The following is an 18,858-nucleotide window of genomic DNA, read 5'->3' on the forward strand; positions in this document are numbered from 1 at the left end:
ATGTCCGTGCACAGCCACACGGCAGCCCATCACGACAGCGCTGCCACACCCGAGTTTCCGCGTCATGTGGTGACCGCGGTCCTCGTCGCCCACGACGGCGCCCGCTGGCTGCCCGACGCCCTCGCCGGGCTGCTCGGCCAGGAGCGCCCCGCGCAGTGCGCGATGGCGGCCGACACCGGCAGCGCCGACGCCTCCGCCCAGCTGCTCACCGATGCCCTCGGCGCCGACCGGGTACTGCACCTCGCCCGGCGCACCGGTTTCGGTCAGGCCGTGGAGGAGGTGGGCCGCACCGCGCCCGTCCTCACCCCGGACGAGCTGCCGTACCTGAAGCGGCCGAGCGGCTGGGACCCCGTCACACGCACCTGGCGCGACGACGCCTACGACCTGCCGGACCTCCCCCACGGAGAACCGGTCCAGTGGCTGTGGCTGCTGCACGACGACTGCGCCCCCGAGCCCGACGCCCTGGCCCAGCTGCTGCGGGTCGTGGAGAACGAACTGGAGCTCGGCCGGGACGACGTGGCCGTCGTCGGCCCCAAGCTCCGCGGCTGGTACGACAAGCGGCAGCTCCTGGAGGTCGGCGTCACCATCGCCAACTCCGGCCGCCGCTGGACCGGCCTCGACCGCCGCGAACAGGACCAGGGCCAGCACGACCACGTCCGTCCCGTGCTGTCGGTGTCCACCGCCGGCATGCTGATCCGCCGCGACGTCTTCGAACAGCTCGGCGGATTCGACCGGCGCCTGCCCCTGATGCGTGACGACGTCGACCTGTGCTGGCGCGCCCAGGCCGCCGGCCACCGCGTCCTCGTCGCCCCCGAGGCCGTCGTACGCCACGCCGAGGCCTCCTCCCGCGAGCGCCGCACCGTCGACTGCGTGGGCCGCACCGCCGCCTCCCCGCACAAGGTCGACAAGGCCGGCGCCGTCTACACCCTGCTCGTCAACACGCGCACCGCCGCGCTGCCCTGGGTGCTGCTGCGCCTCGTCCTCGGCACCCTCGTCAGAACCGTCGCCTACCTCGTCGGCAAGGTCCCCGGCCAGGCCGTCGACGAGATCCGCGGCCTGGTGGGCACCCTGCTGCGACCCGAGCGGATCATCGCCGGGCGGCGCCGGCGCGGCAGCCCGGCCGTCACCAAGGACGAGCTGCGCCCCCTGTTCCCGCCGCCCGGCGCCACCATCCGCGCCACCGTCGAACAGTTCGCGGGCGACCTCTTCGGCAGCTCCGACGCCGAGGCCGCCGCAGCCGGACGGCACGGCGGCGGCATCGAGTCCGGACCCGGCGGTGACGACGCCGACTTCCTGGAGATCGAGCAGTTCGCCCGCCTCAAGCGCATCGCCCGCAAGCCCGGCCCGGTGCTCTTCCTGGTCCTGCTGCTCGTCTCCCTGGTCGCCTGCCGCGAACTCCTCGGCGGCGGCGCGCTCACCGGCGGCGCCCTGCTGCCCGCGCCCGCCGACTCCGCCGACCTGTGGTCGCGCTACCTGGACGCCTGGCACTCGGTGGGCACCGGCGGCACCCCGGCCGCACCCCCCTACCTCGCGCTCGTGGCGATGCTCGCCTCCGCGCTGTTCGGCTCCACCGGGCTCGCCGTCACCGTCCTGCTGGTCTGCTCCGTGCCGCTGGCCGGCCTCACCGCCTACTTCGCCTCCCGGCCGCTCGTCGAGTCGCGCCTCCTGCGCGCGTGGGCGGCCGTCGTCTACGCCTTCCTGCCCGCCGCCACCGGCGCGCTCGCCGGCGGCCGCATCGGCACCGCCGTACTCGCCGTCCTGCTGCCGCTCCTGGCACGCGCGGGCATCGCGGCAAGCGGACTGGCGAACGCCTCGGGCGCGCGCGGCAGCTGGCGCGCCACCTGGGCGTTCGCCCTGCTGCTGACGATCATCACCGCGTTCACCCCGATCCTGTGGCCGATCGCCCTGATCCTCGGCATCGTCGTGCTGGCCGTGCGCCGCGGCGAGATCATCGCCTACGGCCCGCGCTTCCTGGCACAGCTCGGCACGCCCCTGCTGATCCTCGCGCCCTGGTCCCTGTCGCTGCTCCCGTTCGGCTTCTTCCAGGAAGCCGGTCTGGAGTACGGCTCCTCGGCCGCCTCCGCCCTCGACCTGCTCGGCGCGAGCCCCGGCGGCCCCGGCACGGTCAACGGGCTGATGCTCATCGGCGTCGTCCTGGCCGCACTGGCCGCCCTGCTGCGCACCGAACGCCAGCCCGGCATCCTGGGCGCCTGGGCCGTCGCCCTGGTCGGCCTCGTCTTCGCGGTCCTGTCCAACAGCTCCACCTGGGCGGGCCCCGCCACCCTCGTCTACGGCCTCGCCCTCCTGGCCGCCGCCGCGCTGGGCGCCGACGGGGCACGCGCGCGTGTGGCCGAGCAGAGCTTCGGCTGGCGCCAGCCGGTGGCCGTGCTGATCGCCTTCGCGTCTGCCGCCGGCCCGCTGCTCGTCGCCGCCGGCTGGATGATCGGCGGCGCCGACGGACCCCTGGAGCGGCGCGACCCCGTGCAGGTGCCCGCGTTCGTCGCCGAGGAGAGCGGCACCCGCGACCAGGCGCGCACCCTCGTCCTCGACAGCGACTCCGCGGCCCACGTCGGCTACATGCTGGTGCGCGGCTCCGGCGCCCGCCTCGGTGACGCCGAACTCGCCGCCGCCGACGGCGAGAACGACAGGCTCGACAAGGTCGTCGCCAACCTCGTCGCCGGCTCCGGCGCCGACCAGGCCGACCAGCTCGGCGGCTTCGCCGTGCGCTACGTCCTCGTCCACAAGGGCGCGCCACGCGAGGTCACCCGCGTCCTGGACGCCACGCCCGGCCTGACCCGGCTCAGCCAGCAGGACGGCAGCGGACTGTGGCGCGTCAACCAGGAGGTGTCCCGCGCGGCCATCGTCACCGCGTCCGGCTCCGCCGCCCCGCAGCCCGTCGCCGCCGGCCCCGTCGACGTGCACACCACGATCCCGGCGGGGGGCGCGGGCCGCATCCTGCGTCTCGCCGACACCGCCGACGCGGGCTGGACCGCCACCCTGGACGGCAGGCCGCTCACCCGCACCACCGTCGACGGCTGGGCCCAGGGCTTCCAACTCCCCACGTCCGGCGGGCGACTGGACCTCACCTACGACGACCCGATCGGCCACACCGCCTGGCTGTGGACCCAGGGCGCCCTGGCCGTCGTACTCGTCGTGCTCGCCCTGCCCGGCAGGCGGCGCGACGTCGACGACGACCTCCCCGAGGAGCCGGCCGTGCCCGCCGAGCCCGTGGCCGGCGAGGGCCGCCGGGCCCGCCGGCTGCGCGCCCAGAGCGAGGCCGAGGAAGCCGTCCCGGACGAGGAGTTCCCCTCCCCTCCGCAGGAGGAGACCCCGGTGGTGGTCCCGCAGCAGCAGTCCTACGGCGAGTGGGACACCCCGAGCTACGCCGGCACCGACTACGAGACCTACGGCGGCCAGCAGTACCAGGGCACCCAGCAGTACCCGGCGGCCGGCTATGACCAGCAGCCGTACCAGGCGGACCCCTACCAGGCCGGCCAGTACGACCCGTACGCGTACGGCGGCCCGTCGCAGCCCGCGTACGACCAGCAGCCGTACCAGCAGGACTATGAGGGATACGAGGGGTACGAGGGCTACGACGCTCCGTACGACCAGCAGCAGCCGCAGCAACAACCGCCGCAGCACCCCCACGGCCCCGGCAGCGAGCGCCCCGACGGGAGTCAGCAGTGAACCGCACCACCCTGTCCCTCATCGCCGGCACGACCGCACTCGCCGCCGTCACCGGCTTCGCCGCGCTCAGCACCCCGGACGCCGCCGGCACGGACACCGCCAAGGCGGCCGCCGAACTGCCCGTGGAGCGCACCAGTCTGCTGTGCCCGACGCCCAGCACCTCCGACCTCGCCGAGACCTCGTACACGTCCTTCACGCCCGTCACGAAGGGCACCGGTAGCAGCGGCAAGGCCGAACTCCTGGCCGCGTCGGCGCAGTCGGCCGACGGCACGGGTGACAAGAAGGCCTCGAAGAAGACCGCGAAGCCCGTGCTGCAACCCAAGGAGCCCGGCAAGCCGGTCACCGAGGACACCTCCGGCGGGGACGCGCCCGCGCTCGTGGGCGTCGCCGAGGGGAAGTTGGCGCCCGGCTGGACCGTCCAGGAGACCACCGAGGTCGCCGCGGGTGCCGGCCGTGGGCTGCAGGGCGTCAACTGCACCGCCCCCGACACGGACTTCTGGTTCCCGGGGGTCAGCACGACGGCGGGCCGCACCGACTACGTGTACCTGACCAACCCGGACGACTCCGCGGCCGTCGTCGACCTCGAGCTCTACGGGAAGGACGGCGCCCTCAAGTCCACGGTGGGGGAGGGCATCACGGTCAAGCCGCACTCCAGCGAGCCGATCCTGCTGTCCACGCTCACCGGTGAGAAACAGACCGACCTCACCGTGCACGTGAACGTCCGCAGCGGACGCGTCGGAGCCGCCGTACAGGCCCTCGACGACAAGCTGGGCGGCGACTGGCTGGCCGCGGCCGCGGAACCGGCGGCTGATCTCGTCCTGCCGGGTATCCCCAAGGACGCCACCGCCGTGCGCCTGGTCGTCTTCACCCCCGGCGGCGCCGACGCCGACCTGAAGGTCCAGCTCGCCTCGCCGTCCGGCCTGATCACTCCCGCCGGCCACGAGACGGTGCACGTCAAGGCGGGCATGACCTCCGCCGTCGACCTGGGCGACGTCACGCGCGGCGAAGCGGGCTCACTGGTCCTGACACCGACGGACCAGCGCGTGCCGGTGGTCGCCGCCCTGCGGGTCCTGCGCGGCAAGGGCGACAAGCAGGAGACGGCCTTCATCCCCGCCACGAGCCCGGTCGGCTCGCGCGCGAGCTCCGCCGACAACAGCGCCAAGGGCACCACCCTGTCCCTCACCGCGCCCAGCGGTACGGCGCAGGTCAAGGTCACGGCCTCGGCGGGCAGCGAGGGCGGTACGGCGGTCTCCAAGACGTACACGGTCAAGGCCGGTACGACCCAGGACCTTCAGGCCCCGGTGCCGAGCGGCCTGAAGGGCACGTACGCGCTGACCGTCGAGCCGTTGTCGGGGGGCCCGGTCTACGCGGCCCGCACTCTGGCGGCCACCCAGGAGGGCGTCCCCGGCTTCACCGTCCAGACGCTGGCGGACGACCGGGGGACGGTGGCGGTACCGGAGGCGGACCAGGATCTGTCGGTGCTGCAGAAGTAGGGCGCGGACCGCCCGACGGCCGGGGCGGCTCGGCGTTCGCCGTACGGGACGCCCCCGCGGGCAGGGCGTCCGGAGCGGCCGGGCGTCCGGGCGGCAGGGCGTCCGGGGCTTCGCCGCCCCGGGCTTCTGGCGAGGCTTCGTTGCCCGGATGTCCGGTGACGCCACGACGCCAGGACGTCCCGCGACCGGCCCGCTCAGTCCTCGCCGTACCGGGGGTCCACCGTCTCCGGGGTCAGTCCCAGCAGCTCGGCCACCTGCTCGACGACGACCTCGTGGACCAGGGCCGCCCGCTCGTCCCGCCCCTTCGTGCGGATCTCGACCGGACGCCGGTACACGACGACCCGCGCGGAATGCCCCTCGCGCGCGGGCATCGTGCCGCCCAGCGGAACCCCCTCGTCGCTCCAGGTCTGGCCCGGCCCGTCCAGCCGCGGGACCTCCAGGACGAGGAAGTCGATGTCCGCCAGCTGCGGCCACCGCCGTTCCAGACGCTCCACGGAGTCCTGCACCAGGTCCGCGAAACCCTCGGCGCGGCTCGCGGCGAGTGGTACCTGGGGCGGGGCGATCGGGCCGCGCATGCCCCGCCCATGGCGGTCACGGCGGCGGGGCCCGAGGCCGGCGGCAGGGGGAGGTACGGGGTTGTCCATCACTGGTGAAGCGTAATCCTCGCCGGACCCGGGTGCCCGACCCCCACGCGGCAGCGAGGGCGAGCTCCGGCCACCTCGCACTCCGTGACGCCGATTGACCATTCCAGCCAAGGTTGGGCTCGATTCCGTATCTCTCCGCGACCGTCGATATGGCGGCAATTGACGTGCTTTATATGCAACAGTGACCGCTCCCAAGATCGTTCGACCCCTCGGAACGCGGTGTCCGCGCAGGTCAGCGGGATGCGCCTGGACAGGTGTGTGGGGTGTTTCACAGCCCGACACGGTGGGGTGACCTGGAGGGGAGTCGTCGCGGCCCGCTCAAGAGTGCGGTACCGTCCAACGTCGTGAGCCCTGTACGTCGCTGTTCGCGAACCGCTTGCGGCCGCCCCGCCGTCGCGACGCTGACGTACGTCTACGCCGACTCGACCGCGGTCCTCGGCCCGCTCGCCACCTACGCCGAACCCCACTGCTACGACCTGTGCGCCGAGCACTCCGAGCGCCTCACCGCGCCGCGCGGCTGGGAGGTCGTCCGGCTGCTCGACAGTTCCGCTCCGGCCCGCCCCAGCGGCGACGACCTGGAAGCGCTCGCCAACGCCGTGCGCGAGGCGGCACGTCCCCAGCAGCGGGCGGCCGACGCCGGTCGCGGCGGGGCCCGGACGGTGGACCCGATGGAGGTCGCTCGCCGCGGCCATCTCCGGGTGCTGCGCTCGCCGGACAACTGAGCCCGTTCTCACCGCTGTTGCGGTCCGCGAGGCGAACCTGTCGCACAGGCTCCGCGCCAACACCGTTCTGACCTCAGGTTACGTCTGTGGGTCCACTCGGCACACGCACAGCGGACTGCCGGTCCCTACGGGTAGTTTGGGGCGACTGACAGGACTTAGGGAAGGTTGGCCGTGGCTGCTGATCTGTCGCAGATCGTGAAGGCGTACGACGTTCGCGGGGTGGTCCCGGACCACTGGGACGAGTCGCTGGCCGAGCTCTTCGGGGCGGCCTTCGCCCGCGTGACCGGCGCGCACGCGATCGTGACCGGCCACGACATGAGGCCCTCGTCCCCCGGCCTGTCGCAGGCCTTCGCGCGCGGGGCGGCGGCCCAGGGTGTCGACGTGACCGAGATCGGCCTCTGCTCCACCGACCAGCTCTACTACGCCTCGGGCGTCTTCGACCTGCCCGGCGCCATGTTCACGGCCTCGCACAACCCGGCCCAGTACAACGGCATCAAGATGTGCCGCGCGGGTGCGGCTCCGGTCGGCCAGGACACCGGCCTCGCGGAGATCCGCCAACTCGTCGAGACCTGGGCCGACTCGGGCGCACCGGAACCGGCGGAGAAGACGGGCACGATCACGCGGCACGACACGTTGGAGGAGTACGCGGCCTACCTTCGCTCCCTCGTCGACCTGACCGCGATCCGCCCCCTCAAGGTCGTCGTCGACGCGGGCAACGGCATGGGCGGCCACACCGTCCCCACGGTCTTCGCCGGCCTGCCGCTGACCCTCGTGCCCATGTACTTCGAACTGGACGGCACCTTTCCGAACCACGAGGCCAACCCCCTCGACCCGGCGAACATCGTGGACCTCCAGAAGCGGGTCCGCGAGGAGGGCGCCGACCTCGGTCTCGCCTTCGACGGCGACGCCGACCGCTGCTTCGTGGTCGACGAGCGGGGCGGCCCGGTCTCGCCGTCCGCCATCACGGCCCTGGTGGCCTCGCGCGAGCTCGCCCGGAACGGCGGCAAGGGCATCATCATCCACAACCTGATCACGTCGTGGTCCGTGCCGGAGGTGGTCAGGGAGAACGGCGGCACACCCGCGCGCACGCGCGTGGGCCACTCCTTCATCAAGGCCGAGATGGCCCGCACCGGCGCGATCTTCGGCGGCGAACACTCCGCCCACTACTACTTCAAGGACTTCTGGAACGCCGACACGGGCATGCTGGCCGCCCTGCACGTCCTCGCCGCCCTGGGCGGCCAGGACGGCCCGCTGTCGGGCCTCGTCGCCCAGTACGACCGCTACACCGGCTCCGGCGAGATCAACTCCACCGTCGGCGACCAGGCCGGCCGCCTCGCCGCGATCCGGACGGCGTACGAGGGCATCGAGGGCATCGAACTGGACGGGCTGGACGGGCTGACGGTCGCCGCCGCCGACTGGTGGTTCAACGTCCGCCCCTCCAACACCGAACCTCTCCTCCGTCTCAACGCGGAGGCCCGCGACGAGCCGACGATGGCGAAGGTGCGGGACGAGGTGCTGGCGATCATCAGGGGCTGAGGGGTTCCGGGCCGTGTGGGCGTCGGGAATTCCCGGGTTCCCTGTGGTCCGAGGGCTCTGTGGGCGCACCTGGCGTCCCCGGGTTCCCCGTGTTCCGAGGGCTCGGTTCGCGCCCCCGGCCACCACGGCCCCGCACCCGCACCGCTCCGCCCGCCCCTGCACGGCCCCGGGTACGGCCAACCCCCGCGGCCGGGCGCCCCACGGCGGTACCCTGACCAGGCACATCCACACACGCGAACGCGGCCGCACACGTACCCGCGCGCCCGCCCGAAGGGAAACCCCATGCCGCTCGAAGCCGGCCTCCTGGAGATCCTCGCCTGCCCGGCCTGCCACGCCCCCATCAAGGAGCAGGACACCGAGCTGGTCTGCACCGGTCAGGACTGCGGCCTGGCATACCCCGTCCGCGACGGCATCCCCGTTCTGCTCGTCGACGAGGCCCGCCGCCCCGCGTGACCCGCCTCCGGCGACCCGCCTAACCGACGACCGGCGATCGGAGACTGCCGCCCATGCTCGACGAATCGCTGCTGGACACCCCCGAGGCGCTCGCGGAGGCCGACCGTCGCGGTCTGCTCCGCGGCGCCGCCGAGGCCGGCGCCCGCGTCCGTACCGCCGCCCGGCATGCCGTCGAGGCCGGCGTGGGTGACCTCAAGCCCGACGGCCGGCCCCGCGCGGTCCTCATCGCGGGCCCCGGCGCGGCCGCCACCCACGCCGCCGACCTGCTGGGCACACTCGCCGGAGCCGGCAGCCCCGTGACCCGCCTCGCCCCGAGCGGTGTCGCCCCCGCCGCGGGCGCCCTGCGCTGGGAGCTGCCCGGCTGGGCCGGCTCCGTGGACCTGCTCCTGATCACCACCCCCGACGGCACCGAGCCGGGCCTGTCCCTGCTCGCCGAAGCGGCCTACCGGCGCGGCTGCACGGTCGTCGCCGTGGCCCCCGCCGGCACCCCGCTGGCCGAGGCGGTGGAAGGCGCCCACGGCATGTTCATCGCCATGGCGACAGCGCCGTACGACCAGGACGAGCCCCTCGCCGCCTCGGCCCCCGGAGTGCTGTGGGCCCTGCTCACCCCGCTGCTCGCCCTCCTCGACCGCACCGGCCTGCTCACCGCACCGCCGGAGGCCCTGGAGAAGGTCGCCGACCGCCTCGACCAGATCGCCGAACGCTGCGGTCCCGCCATCGCCACCTACAGCAACCCCGCCAAGACGCTGGCCTCCGAACTCGCCGACGCGCTCCCGGTGATCTGGACCGAGGGCATCTCCGCCGGCCCCGCGGGCCGCCGGTTCGCGGCCGGCCTCGCCGAACTCGCCGGCCGCCCCGCCCTCGTCGCCGAACTGCCCGAGGCGCTCGCCGCGCACAGCGCCCTGCTCGCCGGCCCACTGGCCGCCAGCGCCGACCCGGACGACTTCTTCCGCGACCGTGTCGAGGAGCAACCCGCCCTCCACGCGCGCGTAGTGCTGCTCCGCGACCGCCCGATCGGCGGCCTCACCGCCGCCCCGACCGCCCGTGACCTGGTCCTCAGCCACGACACACCGATCAGCGAGCTGGAGCCGGAGGCCGGCGGCGAACTGGAGAGCCTCGCGGAACTGATCGCCGTCACGGATTTCGCCGCCGTTTACCTGGCGCTCGCCTCAGGCGCCTGATCTGGACCCACGCCTTCTGACCAGCGCGCCCGCTGAGCAGCGTACGTACGGAGACAGAGACACAGCATGGACCGCCTCGACAACACCGTCCGCCCCTACGCCTGGGGTTCGACCACCGCCATCTCGAAACTGCTCGGGGTGGAGCCGACCGGCGAACCGCAGGCGGAGATGTGGATGGGGGCCCACCCGGGCGCACCTTCGCGTACCGACCGCGGCACGCTCGTCGAGGTGATCGACGCGGACCCCGGCCGGGAACTCGGCCCGCAGTCCGTCGCCAGGTTCGGCCCGCGGCTGCCCTTCCTCCTCAAAATCCTCGCCGCCGGCGCCCCGCTCTCCCTCCAGGTGCACCCCAACCTGGCGCAGGCGAAGGAGGGTTACGAGGACGAGGAGCGCCGCGGCATCCCCGTGGACGCCCCGCACCGCAACTACAAGGACGCCAACCACAAGCCCGAACTCATCTGCGCACTCACCGAGTTCGACGGCCTGTGCGGCTTCCGTCCCCCCGCGGGGACCGCCGACCTGCTGGACGGCCTGGGCGTCGACTCCCTCAAGCCGTACGTCGACCTCCTGCACGCCCACCCGGAGGAGGCGGCCCTGCGCGAGGTCCTCACCGCCATGCTGAGCGCCGACCGCGAGGAAATGGCCCACACGGTCGCGCAGGCCGCGGCCGCCTGCGCCCGCCTGGGCGGCGACTACGCCCCGTACGCCGACATCGCCCACCACTACCCCGGCGACCCGGGTGTCCTCGCCGCGATGCTCCTCAACCACGTCCGACTCCAGCCCGGCGAGGCCCTGTTCCTCGGCGCAGGCATCCCGCACGCCTACCTCGGCGGGCTCGGCGTCGAGATCATGGCCAACTCCGACAACGTCCTGCGCTGCGGCCTGACCCCCAAGCACGTCGACGTCCCCGAACTCCTGCGCGTCGTCCGCTTCGAGGCCGCCGACCCCGGAGTACTGCGCCCGGAGGCCGCCCCCGACGGCGAGGAGGTGTACGAGACCCCGACCGACGAGTTCCGGCTGTCCCGTCACGTCCTGTCGGAGGGTGCCGCCGCGCACGATCTCAGCCGCGCGACCCCACAGATCCTGCTCTGCACGGCGGGCTCGGTCCGGGCCGGCGAGCACGAGCTGACTCCCGGCCGGTCGGTGTTCGTCCCCGCGGGCGAAAAGGCCGAAGTATCCGGAGGTGGCACGCTCTTCCGGGCCACGGTGGTCGCGTGACGGACGGGGTAGTGGTGACCTGACGGGCCGTTGCCGGAACGGGCTGCAACAATGGCCCACCGGCAAAGGACAGGCAAAGGTCTGGACGGCGTACGTACGGAAGGGACATCGCGAACACATGAGCGCGTCAGGCGGTACCAAGGCGATCGTGGCGGCACTCGGCGCCAATCTCGCGATCGCTGCATCGAAGTTCGTGGCGTTCGCGTTCAGTGGTTCCTCGTCGATGCTCGCCGAGGGCGTGCACTCGCTCGCCGACTCCGGCAACCAGGCCCTGCTGCTCGTCGGCGGCAAGAAGGCCCAGCGCGAGGCCACCCCGCAGCACCCCTTCGGCTACGGCCGTGAGCGTTACATCTACGCCTTCCTCGTCTCCATCGTCCTCTTCTCCGTCGGCGGCATGTTCGCCATCTACGAGGGCTACGAGAAGGTCCGCCACCCGCACGAGATCGAGCACTGGTACTGGCCGGTGGGCGTCCTCGTCTTCGCGATCATCGCCGAGGGTTTCTCCTTCCGGACCGCCATCAGGGAGTCCAACGAGCTCCGCGGGTCGCTGTCCTGGGTGCAGTTCGTCCGGCGCGCGAAAGCCCCCGAGCTGCCCGTCGTCCTCCTGGAGGACTTCGGCGCGCTGATCGGTCTGGTCCTCGCCCTCGGCGGCGTCGGCCTGGCCCTGCTCACCGGTGACGGCATCTGGGACGGCATCGGCACGGTCTGCATCGGTGTCCTGCTCGTCCTGATCGCCCTCGTGCTGGCCGCCGAGACCAAGTCCCTGCTGCTCGGTGAGGCCGCGGGCGTCGAAGAGGTCAAGAAGATCGAGGCCGCCATCGTCGACGGCCGGACGGTCACCGGCATCATCCACATGCGCACCCTCCACCTCGGCCCCGAGGAACTCCTGGTCGCCGCCAAGATCGCCGTCGAGCACGACGACACGGCCGCCGAGGTCGCCACCGCCATCAACGCCGCCGAGTCCCGTATCCGCGAGGCGGTCCCGATCGCCCGCGTGATCTACCTCGAGCCGGACATCTACAACGAGGCCGAGGCCGCCAAGGGCCCCGACCGCGAGGCGACCCCCGGCGGCCCGACCGCGCACCCCGCCGGTCACTGAATCGGCGTGAAGTGTTCCAAGGCGGACTGGGGGCCACCGCGCCCAGCGGTGTAGCTTGGAACCGAGCCAGACGTCGCTGCTGATGGCGGTCGGGCGGTCCCACTGCGGACCGGCCGAGGGAGAGAGGGCCTCCGACGGACTGCGCTGCGCGCACGCGGGCATGCCTGTGTCCTCTTCCGGACACCCCTGTGTCCGCCGCCGCGCAGACCAGCCGTACCCACCTCGCCCCGATCCCTAGGAGCAGCTCGCAATGACGACTGTCGACAACCGACAGGACTTCAAGGTCGCCGACCTCTCCCTGGCCGAGTTCGGCCGCAAGGAGATCACCCTCGCCGAGCACGAGATGCCCGGCCTGATGTCGATCCGCCGGGAGTACGCCGAGGCGCAGCCGCTGGCGGGCGCCCGTGTCACCGGTTCGCTGCACATGACCGTGCAGACCGCCGTGCTCATCGAGACCCTGGTCGCCCTGGGCGCCGAGGTCCGCTGGGCCTCCTGCAACATCTTCTCCACCCAGGACCACGCGGCCGCCGCCATCGCCGTGGGCCCGAACGGCACGCCCGACAACCCGCAGGGCGTCCCCGTCTTCGCCTGGAAGGGCGAGACCCTGGACGAGTACTGGTGGTGCACGGAGCAGGCGCTGACCTGGCCGAACACCCCCACCGGCGGCCCGAACATGATCCTGGACGACGGCGGCGACGCCACCCTCCTGGTCCACAAGGGCGTCGAGTACGAAAAGGACGGCAAGGTCCCGGACGTCGACACCGCCGAGTCCGACGAGCACCGCGTCGTCCTCGAACTCCTGCACCGCACCATCACGGACGGCTCGCAGAAGTGGACCCAGCTGGCGTCCGAGATCCGCGGCGTCACCGAGGAGACGACGACGGGTGTGCACCGTCTGTACGAGATGCATCGTGACGGGTCGTTGTTGTTCCCGGCGATCAATGTGAATGACGCGGTGACGAAGTCGAAGTTCGACAACAAGTACGGGTGCCGGCATTCGTTGATCGACGGGATCAACCGTGCGACGGATGTGTTGATCGGTGGCAAGACCGCTGTTGTGTGTGGTTATGGCGATGTGGGCAAGGGGTGTGCGGAGTCGCTGCGTGGGCAGGGTGCGCGGGTGATCGTCACGGAGATCGACCCGATCTGTGCGTTGCAGGCGGCGATGGACGGGTATCAGGTGACGACGCTGGAGGAGGTCGTCGGCACGGCGGACATCTTCATCACGACGACGGGGAACAAGGACATCATCATGGCCGGTGACATGGCCAGGATGAAGCATCAGGCGATCATCGGGAACATCGGTCACTTCGACAACGAGATCGACATGGCCGGTCTGGCGAAGATTCCGGGGATCGTCAAGGACGAGGTGAAGCCGCAGGTCCACACGTGGAGGTTCCCTGACGGCAAGGTGCTGATCGTGTTGTCGGAGGGGCGTCTGCTGAACCTGGGCAACGCGACGGGTCACCCGTCGTTCGTGATGTCCAACTCGTTCGCGGACCAGACGCTGGCGCAGATCGAGCTGTTCACCAAGCCGGACGAGTACCCCACCGACGTGTATGTGCTGCCCAAGCACCTGGACGAGAAGGTCGCCCGTCTCCACCTGGACGCGCTTGGTGTGAAGCTGACGCGGTTGCGCCCCGAGCAGGCGTCGTACATCGGCGTCGAGGTCGACGGCCCGTACAAGTCGGATCAGTACCGCTACTGAGTCCGCAGCCCCGCTCGCTGTGAGCGCGCCCGCGCACTGACGCGCTCCTCAGCGACAGGTCCTCCGAGGCAGGCCCCCGCACCCCCGTGTCGGGGGCCTGCCCCTTTGGCCGGACCAGCCCGTCAAGACCCAGGACCCCCATGCCCCGCGGCCGATATTCGCTCCACGACCCGCACGATCACACCCCCCTCGCAGAAGAGCACTTCCACTGCGCCCCCGGCCCCTCCGGCTGGCGATACGTCTCCCAGCGGACCACCCCCTCGGGCGACCACATCGGCTCCGTCGACCTCGCCCTCGACGAACTCGGCCGCCCCATCCGCCTCGAACTGCACGCCGCGAGCTGGCAGGTACGCGGCGCCGCCCTCGACGGCGTCACCTGGGTCCGAACCGACCCGACCGGGGCTCATGCCACGGAAGGCAACGTGCGCGCCCACGCCTTCACCGGCACATCCCCCGCGTTCCTCATCGCCATCACCCGTCTCCTGCGCCTCACCCCCTCCGCCTCAGCGACCCGTGTACGCCTCGTTGCCCTCACCGACCCGGTCCTCGCCCCCCGCACCGTGGACCAGTCCTGGGCCTTGGTGAAAAGAGAAACACACGGCACTGACAACGGGCCCCTGACCGTGGACGAGTACCAGGTCACAGCCCTGGACACGGGCGAACAGCACACGGTCCACCTCGCCGGCGACGTGGTGCTCGCTGCGCCCGGCATCGAGCTGGAAGACCTCGAATCGCCACCGTCCGTCTTCTCCTGAACACCGCCGGCAGGGTCCCCGGCGGCGAACCCACCGCCGGCTGCCGCGCCGCCCGGAGACGGTGCGCTATGCCGGGGGCGCGAACCCGGTGGCGGGGCGGCCGTCCGAAGCGGTCTCGGCGACCGAGGGCGCGGCCTCCGGCGACGCCTGGGTCCGATCAACCTGAGCCTGGACCTCGGACGGTCGACCCACCGCTGCCGCTGACGGCACTCCCGTAGGTCCGTAGGTTCCGTACGCTCCGGGAGCCTGAGCCATGTGTCCGTACGCCCCCGGTGAGGCAGCGACGGGTCCGTACGCTCCGGGCGACCCGGGAGCCTGACCGCCCTGGCCGTAAGCACCCTGTCGGCTCGTGACGGCGCCGGCCGCACCGTTTCCGAAGGCCCGCCGGGCCTCCCGGGCCTGCCGTTCCTGCAACACCGCCGCCAGGTAGGCGGCCGGTGGAATGCCCTGCGGCGCCGGAGCGCCGGTTCTGGCCGCGACATCGGTGGCGAGCCGCTGCGCCATGGCCCAGCCGACCTGCGGGTCCAGCTGCTGCATACGCGTCAGGTACTGACGGACCGAGAGCCACAGGCTGTCGGGCACCGCTGACAGGTCCAGCTCCGAGAAACGGCCCGCCAGCCAGGGCGGAGGCGGCGGAACGAAACCCGACCGCGCCACCGGCACACGCTCCCGTACGACCAGAGTCCCGGCGAACACGTCACCCAGCCGTCGCCCACGCGCCGACACCAGCGAGGCGATGACAGCGACGACCCCGAACGTCATCAGGATCTCCACCGCGCCGATCGCACCCCGCACCAGCGCATGCCGGAACCGGATCGGTCCGCCGTCGTCCCGCACCACCCGCAGACCGCACGCCATCTTGCCGAGCGAACGTCCGTGACTGAGCGTCTCGACCGCGATCGGGCCGCCCACCAGTACGAGCAGAAACGCCGCGATGGACAACGCGATCTGCGCGGCCTCGTCCAGTGAGGCCGTGGAGGCCGCGAGAGCGACGATCACGACGATGTAGCAGACCACGGCCGTGGCCAGGTCGAGAAGCACGGCCAGTGCCCTGCTGGGCAACCTCGCGGGGCGCAACTCCAGCGCCACCGCCTCACCCGTCACCAGCTCACTCACGCCCGCCGTCCTTCCCCTCACCTGCCCTGCGAACGGCCAGTCTGCCAAGCTGAGGGCGCATCGCGCCGCAGTACGACAAGCTGACATCCACGACGAGCCGCCGACGAGCAGCCGAGGAGCAGGCACACCGATGGACCTCGACGTCTTCGTCACCGCCCACCGAGCCGAGTGGGACCGCCTCGAGGCACTGCTCCACCGCCAGCGTCGACTGAACGGCACCGAGACCGACGAACTCGTCGCCCTCTACCAGCGCACCGCCACCCACCTGTCCCTGATCCAGTCCAGCGCTCCCGATCCACAGTTGACCGGTCGCCTCAGTCAACTCGTGGCACGCGCGCGTAGTGCCGTGACAGGCACGCGGCGGGCCTCCTGGCGCGATGTCACCCGCTTCCTGGCCCACAGCTTCCCCGCCGCGGTCTACAGGTCCCGCCACTGGTGGGTGCCCACCGCACTTCTGTCCACAGTCGTCGCCGCGCTTTTGGGCTGGTGGATCGGCACACACCCCGAAGTACAGGCCACCATCGTCGCCCCCACCGAACTGCGCGAGCTCACCCGCCCGGGCGGCCAGTACGAGACGTACTACTCGAGCCATCCCGCGGCCTCCTTCGCCGCCCAGGTCTGGACGAACAACGCCCAGGCCGCCGCCATGTGCCTGGTCCTGGGCGTCTTCCTCGGACTTCCCGTCCTGTGGATCCTCTTCCAGAACATGCTCAACCTCGGCGTCGGCTTCGGCCTGATGTCGTCGGCCGGCCGCCTGGACACCTTCCTCGGACTCATCCTTCCGCACGGTCTGCTGGAGCTGACGGCGGTCTTCGTCGCCGCCGGCACAGGACTTCGTCTGGGGTGGACCGTGATCGACCCGGGCCCCCGCTCCCGGCGCTCGGCCCTCGCCGAGGAGGGCCGGGCAGCCGTGGGTATGGCGATAGGCCTTGCCCTGGTTCTCTTCGTCTCCGGCGCCATCGAAGGCTTCGTGACCCCGTCGGGGCTGCCCACCTGGGCCCGGATCGGCATCGGAATCGCCGCTGAACTGGCTTTTCTTGCCTACGTCTTCGTACTGGGCGGACGTGCGGCCCGCGCCGGCGACACGGGAGACGTGGAGGCGGCCGAACGCAGCGCCGCTGTCCCCACCGCCGCCTGATGTGCGTACGACGCCGCTGAGCTGCTACTGTCTCCTTCGCCCCAAGAGAGCCGTTGACACGGAGGGACTGGGGAGGTAGATTCGAACAGTTGCCTGGAGCTGGGTTAGGATTCGGCTCGGTGACGAAGAGTATCTGTCTGCTTCTAGAAACTTGATTTCAAAGAAGCCTCTTCCCGATAAATCGGAAACGGATGGCCGGTCAGTCCGGCTCAGAACTTCTGATAAAGTCGGAACCGCCGGAAAGGGAAACGCGAAAGCGGAAACCTGGAAAGCACCGAGGAAATCGGAACCGGAAACGGTCTGATAGAGTCGGAAACGCAAGACCGAAGGGAAGCGCCCGGAGGAAAGCCGCGAGACAGTGTCTCGGGTGAGTACAAAGGAAGCGTCCGTTCCTTGAGAACTCAACAGCGTGCCAAAAATCAACGCCAGATATGTTGATACCCCGTCTCCGGCCGTCTGGTCGGGGCGTGGTTCCTTTGAAGTAAACACAGCGAGGACGCTGTGAACGGCCGGGCTTATTCCGCCTGGCTGTTCCGCTCTCGTGGTGTCATCCCGATTACGGGACAACATTCACGGAGAGTTTGATCCTGGCTCAGGACGAACGCTGGCGGCGTGCTTAACACATGCAAGTCGAACGATGAACCACTTCGGTGGGGATTAGTGGCGAACGGGTGAGTAACACGTGGGCAATCTGCCCTTCACTCTGGGACAAGCCCTGGAAACGGGGTCTAATACCGGATAATACTCCTGCAGGCATCTGTGGGGGTTAAAAGCTCCGGCGGTGAAGGATGAGCCCGCGGCCTATCAGCTTGTTGGTGAGGTAATGGCTCACCAAGGCGACGACGGGTAGCCGGCCTGAGAGGGCGACCGGCCACACTGGGACTGAGACACGGCCCAGACTCCTACGGGAGGCAGCAGTGGGGAATATTGCACAATGGGCGAAAGCCTGATGCAGCGACGCCGCGTGAGGGATGACGGCCTTCGGGTTGTAAACCTCTTTCAGCAGGGAAGAAGCGAAAGTGACGGTACCTGCAGAAGAAGCGCCGGCTAACTACGTGCCAGCAGCCGCGGTAATACGTAGGGCGCAAGCGTTGTCCGGAATTATTGGGCGTAAAGAGCTCGTAGGCGGCTTGTCGCGTCGGTTGTGAAAGCCCGGGGCTTAACCCCGGGTCTGCAGTCGATACGGGCAGGCTAGAGTGTGGTAGGGGAGATCGGAATTCCTGGTGTAGCGGTGAAATGCGCAGATATCAGGAGGAACACCGGTGGCGAAGGCGGATCTCTGGGCCATTACTGACGCTGAGGAGCGAAAGCGTGGGGAGCGAACAGGATTAGATACCCTGGTAGTCCACGCCGTAAACGGTGGGAACTAGGTGTTGGCGACATTCCACGTCGTCGGTGCCGCAGCTAACGCATTAAGTTCCCCGCCTGGGGAGTACGGCCGCAAGGCTAAAACTCAAAGGAATTGACGGGGGCCCGCACAAGCAGCGGAGCATGTGGCTTAATTCGACGCAACGCGAAGAACCTTACCAAGGCTTGACATCGCCCGGAAAGCATCAGAGATGGTGCCCCCCTTGTGGTCGGGTGACAGGTGGTGCATGGCTGTCGTCAGCTCGTGTCGTGAGATGTTGGGTTAAGTCCCGCAACGAGCGCAACCCTTGTTCTGTGTTGCCAGCATGCCCTTCGGGGTGATGGGGACTCACAGGAGACTGCCGGGGTCAACTCGGAGGAAGGTGGGGACGACGTCAAGTCATCATGCCCCTTATGTCTTGGGCTGCACACGTGCTACAATGGCAGGTACAATGAGCTGCGATACCGTGAGGTGGAGCGAATCTCAAAAAGCCTGTCTCAGTTCGGATTGGGGTCTGCAACTCGACCCCATGAAGTCGGAGTTGCTAGTAATCGCAGATCAGCATTGCTGCGGTGAATACGTTCCCGGGCCTTGTACACACCGCCCGTCACGTCACGAAAGTCGGTAACACCCGAAGCCGGTGGCCCAACCCCTTGTGGGAGGGAGCTGTCGAAGGTGGGACTGGCGATTGGGACGAAGTCGTAACAAGGTAGCCGTACCGGAAGGTGCGGCTGGATCACCTCCTTTCTAAGGAGCATCT

At 70.5% G+C, this 18,858-nt stretch carries 13 protein-coding genes and 1 rRNA gene; 12 read left to right on the forward strand and 2 right to left on the reverse strand.

The window, feature by feature from the left end:
- Nucleotides 1-3,687 (forward strand): glycosyltransferase, encoded by a 3,687-nt coding sequence (locus tag OG985_RS27625; protein ID WP_371671035.1) that lies wholly within the window; start codon nucleotides 1-3, stop codon nucleotides 3,685-3,687.
- Nucleotides 3,684-5,180 (forward strand): DUF5719 family protein, encoded by a 1,497-nt coding sequence (locus tag OG985_RS27630; protein ID WP_371671036.1) that lies wholly within the window; start codon nucleotides 3,684-3,686, stop codon nucleotides 5,178-5,180. The genes OG985_RS27625 and OG985_RS27630 overlap by 4 nt, the downstream gene beginning before the upstream one ends.
- A 194-nt stretch (nucleotides 5,181-5,374) precedes the next feature.
- Here OG985_RS27630 and OG985_RS27635 read toward each other — a convergent pair whose 3' ends face one another.
- Entirely contained in the window at nucleotides 5,375-5,824 is a 450-nt protein-coding gene (locus tag OG985_RS27635) for a metallopeptidase family protein (RefSeq protein WP_371671037.1), read from the reverse strand.
- Between the two features lie 344 nt (nucleotides 5,825-6,168).
- On the opposite strand from OG985_RS27635, the gene OG985_RS27640 reads away from it, so the two are divergent.
- From OG985_RS27640 to OG985_RS27675, 8 genes are all read left to right on the forward strand, one after another.
- On the forward strand, nucleotides 6,169-6,546 hold the full coding sequence (locus OG985_RS27640) for a DUF3499 domain-containing protein (protein ID WP_371671038.1): 378 nt from the start codon (nucleotides 6,169-6,171) through the stop codon (nucleotides 6,544-6,546).
- A gap of 171 nt (nucleotides 6,547-6,717) precedes the next feature.
- Nucleotides 6,718-8,082: a phosphomannomutase/phosphoglucomutase gene (locus OG985_RS27645; RefSeq protein ID WP_371671039.1), complete on the forward strand. Its 1,365-nt coding sequence runs from the start codon at nucleotides 6,718-6,720 to the stop codon at nucleotides 8,080-8,082.
- A 282-nt stretch (nucleotides 8,083-8,364) separates the two neighbouring features.
- Complete coding sequence (locus OG985_RS27650; protein WP_371671040.1) at nucleotides 8,365-8,535, forward strand: Trm112 family protein; 171 nt, start codon at nucleotides 8,365-8,367, stop codon at nucleotides 8,533-8,535.
- 53 nt (nucleotides 8,536-8,588) lie between these two features.
- A complete protein-coding gene (locus tag OG985_RS27655; RefSeq protein WP_371671041.1) occupies nucleotides 8,589-9,716 on the forward strand; it encodes an SIS domain-containing protein in 1,128 nt (375 codons plus the stop codon).
- Nucleotides 9,717-9,782: 66 nt separating this feature from the next.
- On the forward strand, nucleotides 9,783-10,934 hold the full coding sequence (gene manA, locus OG985_RS27660; protein ID WP_371671042.1) for a mannose-6-phosphate isomerase, class I: 1,152 nt from the start codon (nucleotides 9,783-9,785) through the stop codon (nucleotides 10,932-10,934).
- A 118-nt stretch (nucleotides 10,935-11,052) separates the two neighbouring features.
- On the forward strand, nucleotides 11,053-12,033 hold the full coding sequence (locus tag OG985_RS27665) for a cation diffusion facilitator family transporter (RefSeq protein ID WP_371671043.1): 981 nt from the start codon (nucleotides 11,053-11,055) through the stop codon (nucleotides 12,031-12,033).
- A gap of 250 nt (nucleotides 12,034-12,283) precedes the next feature.
- Nucleotides 12,284-13,741 carry an adenosylhomocysteinase gene (gene ahcY, locus OG985_RS27670; RefSeq protein ID WP_371671044.1) on the forward strand — a complete coding sequence of 486 codons (1,458 nt, stop codon included), beginning with the start codon at nucleotides 12,284-12,286 and terminating at the stop codon, nucleotides 13,739-13,741.
- A gap of 140 nt (nucleotides 13,742-13,881) precedes the next feature.
- Nucleotides 13,882-14,496: a hypothetical protein gene (locus OG985_RS27675; protein WP_371671045.1), complete on the forward strand. Its 615-nt coding sequence runs from the start codon at nucleotides 13,882-13,884 to the stop codon at nucleotides 14,494-14,496.
- A gap of 66 nt (nucleotides 14,497-14,562) precedes the next feature.
- Here OG985_RS27675 and OG985_RS27680 read toward each other — a convergent pair whose 3' ends face one another.
- Nucleotides 14,563-15,612, reverse strand: a complete 1,050-nt coding sequence (locus tag OG985_RS27680) for an RDD family protein (RefSeq protein ID WP_371671046.1) — start codon at nucleotides 15,610-15,612, stop codon at nucleotides 14,563-14,565.
- Nucleotides 15,613-15,742: 130 nt separating this feature from the next.
- On the opposite strand from OG985_RS27680, the gene OG985_RS27685 reads away from it, so the two are divergent.
- Both OG985_RS27685 and OG985_RS27690 read left to right on the forward strand, forming a co-directional pair.
- A complete protein-coding gene (locus OG985_RS27685) occupies nucleotides 15,743-16,750 on the forward strand; it encodes a stage II sporulation protein M (RefSeq protein WP_371671047.1) in 1,008 nt (335 codons plus the stop codon).
- Nucleotides 16,751-17,319: 569 nt separating this feature from the next.
- Nucleotides 17,320-18,845: ribosomal RNA gene (locus tag OG985_RS27690) — 16S ribosomal RNA — on the forward strand.
- The last annotated feature ends 13 nt before the right edge of the window (nucleotides 18,846-18,858 follow it).

Source organism: Streptomyces sp. NBC_00289, from assembly GCF_041435115.1.
Classification (GTDB): domain Bacteria; phylum Actinomycetota; class Actinomycetes; order Streptomycetales; family Streptomycetaceae; genus Streptomyces.

What these genes read in the sequence shown, in the direction of transcription:
- OG985_RS27625 (WP_371671035.1), top strand. Translation starts at nt 1, where the DNA reads ATGTCCGTGCACAGCCACACGGCAGCCCATCACGACAGCGCTGCCACA.
- OG985_RS27635 (WP_371671037.1), bottom strand. Translation starts at nt 5,824, where the DNA reads ATGGACAACCCCGTACCTCCCCCTGCCGCCGGCCTCGGGCCCCGCCGC.
- OG985_RS27650 (WP_371671040.1), top strand. Translation starts at nt 8,365, where the DNA reads ATGCCGCTCGAAGCCGGCCTCCTGGAGATCCTCGCCTGCCCGGCCTGC.
- OG985_RS27655 (WP_371671041.1), top strand. Translation starts at nt 8,589, where the DNA reads ATGCTCGACGAATCGCTGCTGGACACCCCCGAGGCGCTCGCGGAGGCC.
- manA (WP_371671042.1), top strand. Translation starts at nt 9,783, where the DNA reads ATGGACCGCCTCGACAACACCGTCCGCCCCTACGCCTGGGGTTCGACC.
- OG985_RS27665 (WP_371671043.1), top strand. Translation starts at nt 11,053, where the DNA reads ATGAGCGCGTCAGGCGGTACCAAGGCGATCGTGGCGGCACTCGGCGCC.
- ahcY (WP_371671044.1), top strand. Translation starts at nt 12,284, where the DNA reads ATGACGACTGTCGACAACCGACAGGACTTCAAGGTCGCCGACCTCTCC.
- OG985_RS27675 (WP_371671045.1), top strand. Translation starts at nt 13,882, where the DNA reads ATGCCCCGCGGCCGATATTCGCTCCACGACCCGCACGATCACACCCCC.
- OG985_RS27685 (WP_371671047.1), top strand. Translation starts at nt 15,743, where the DNA reads ATGGACCTCGACGTCTTCGTCACCGCCCACCGAGCCGAGTGGGACCGC.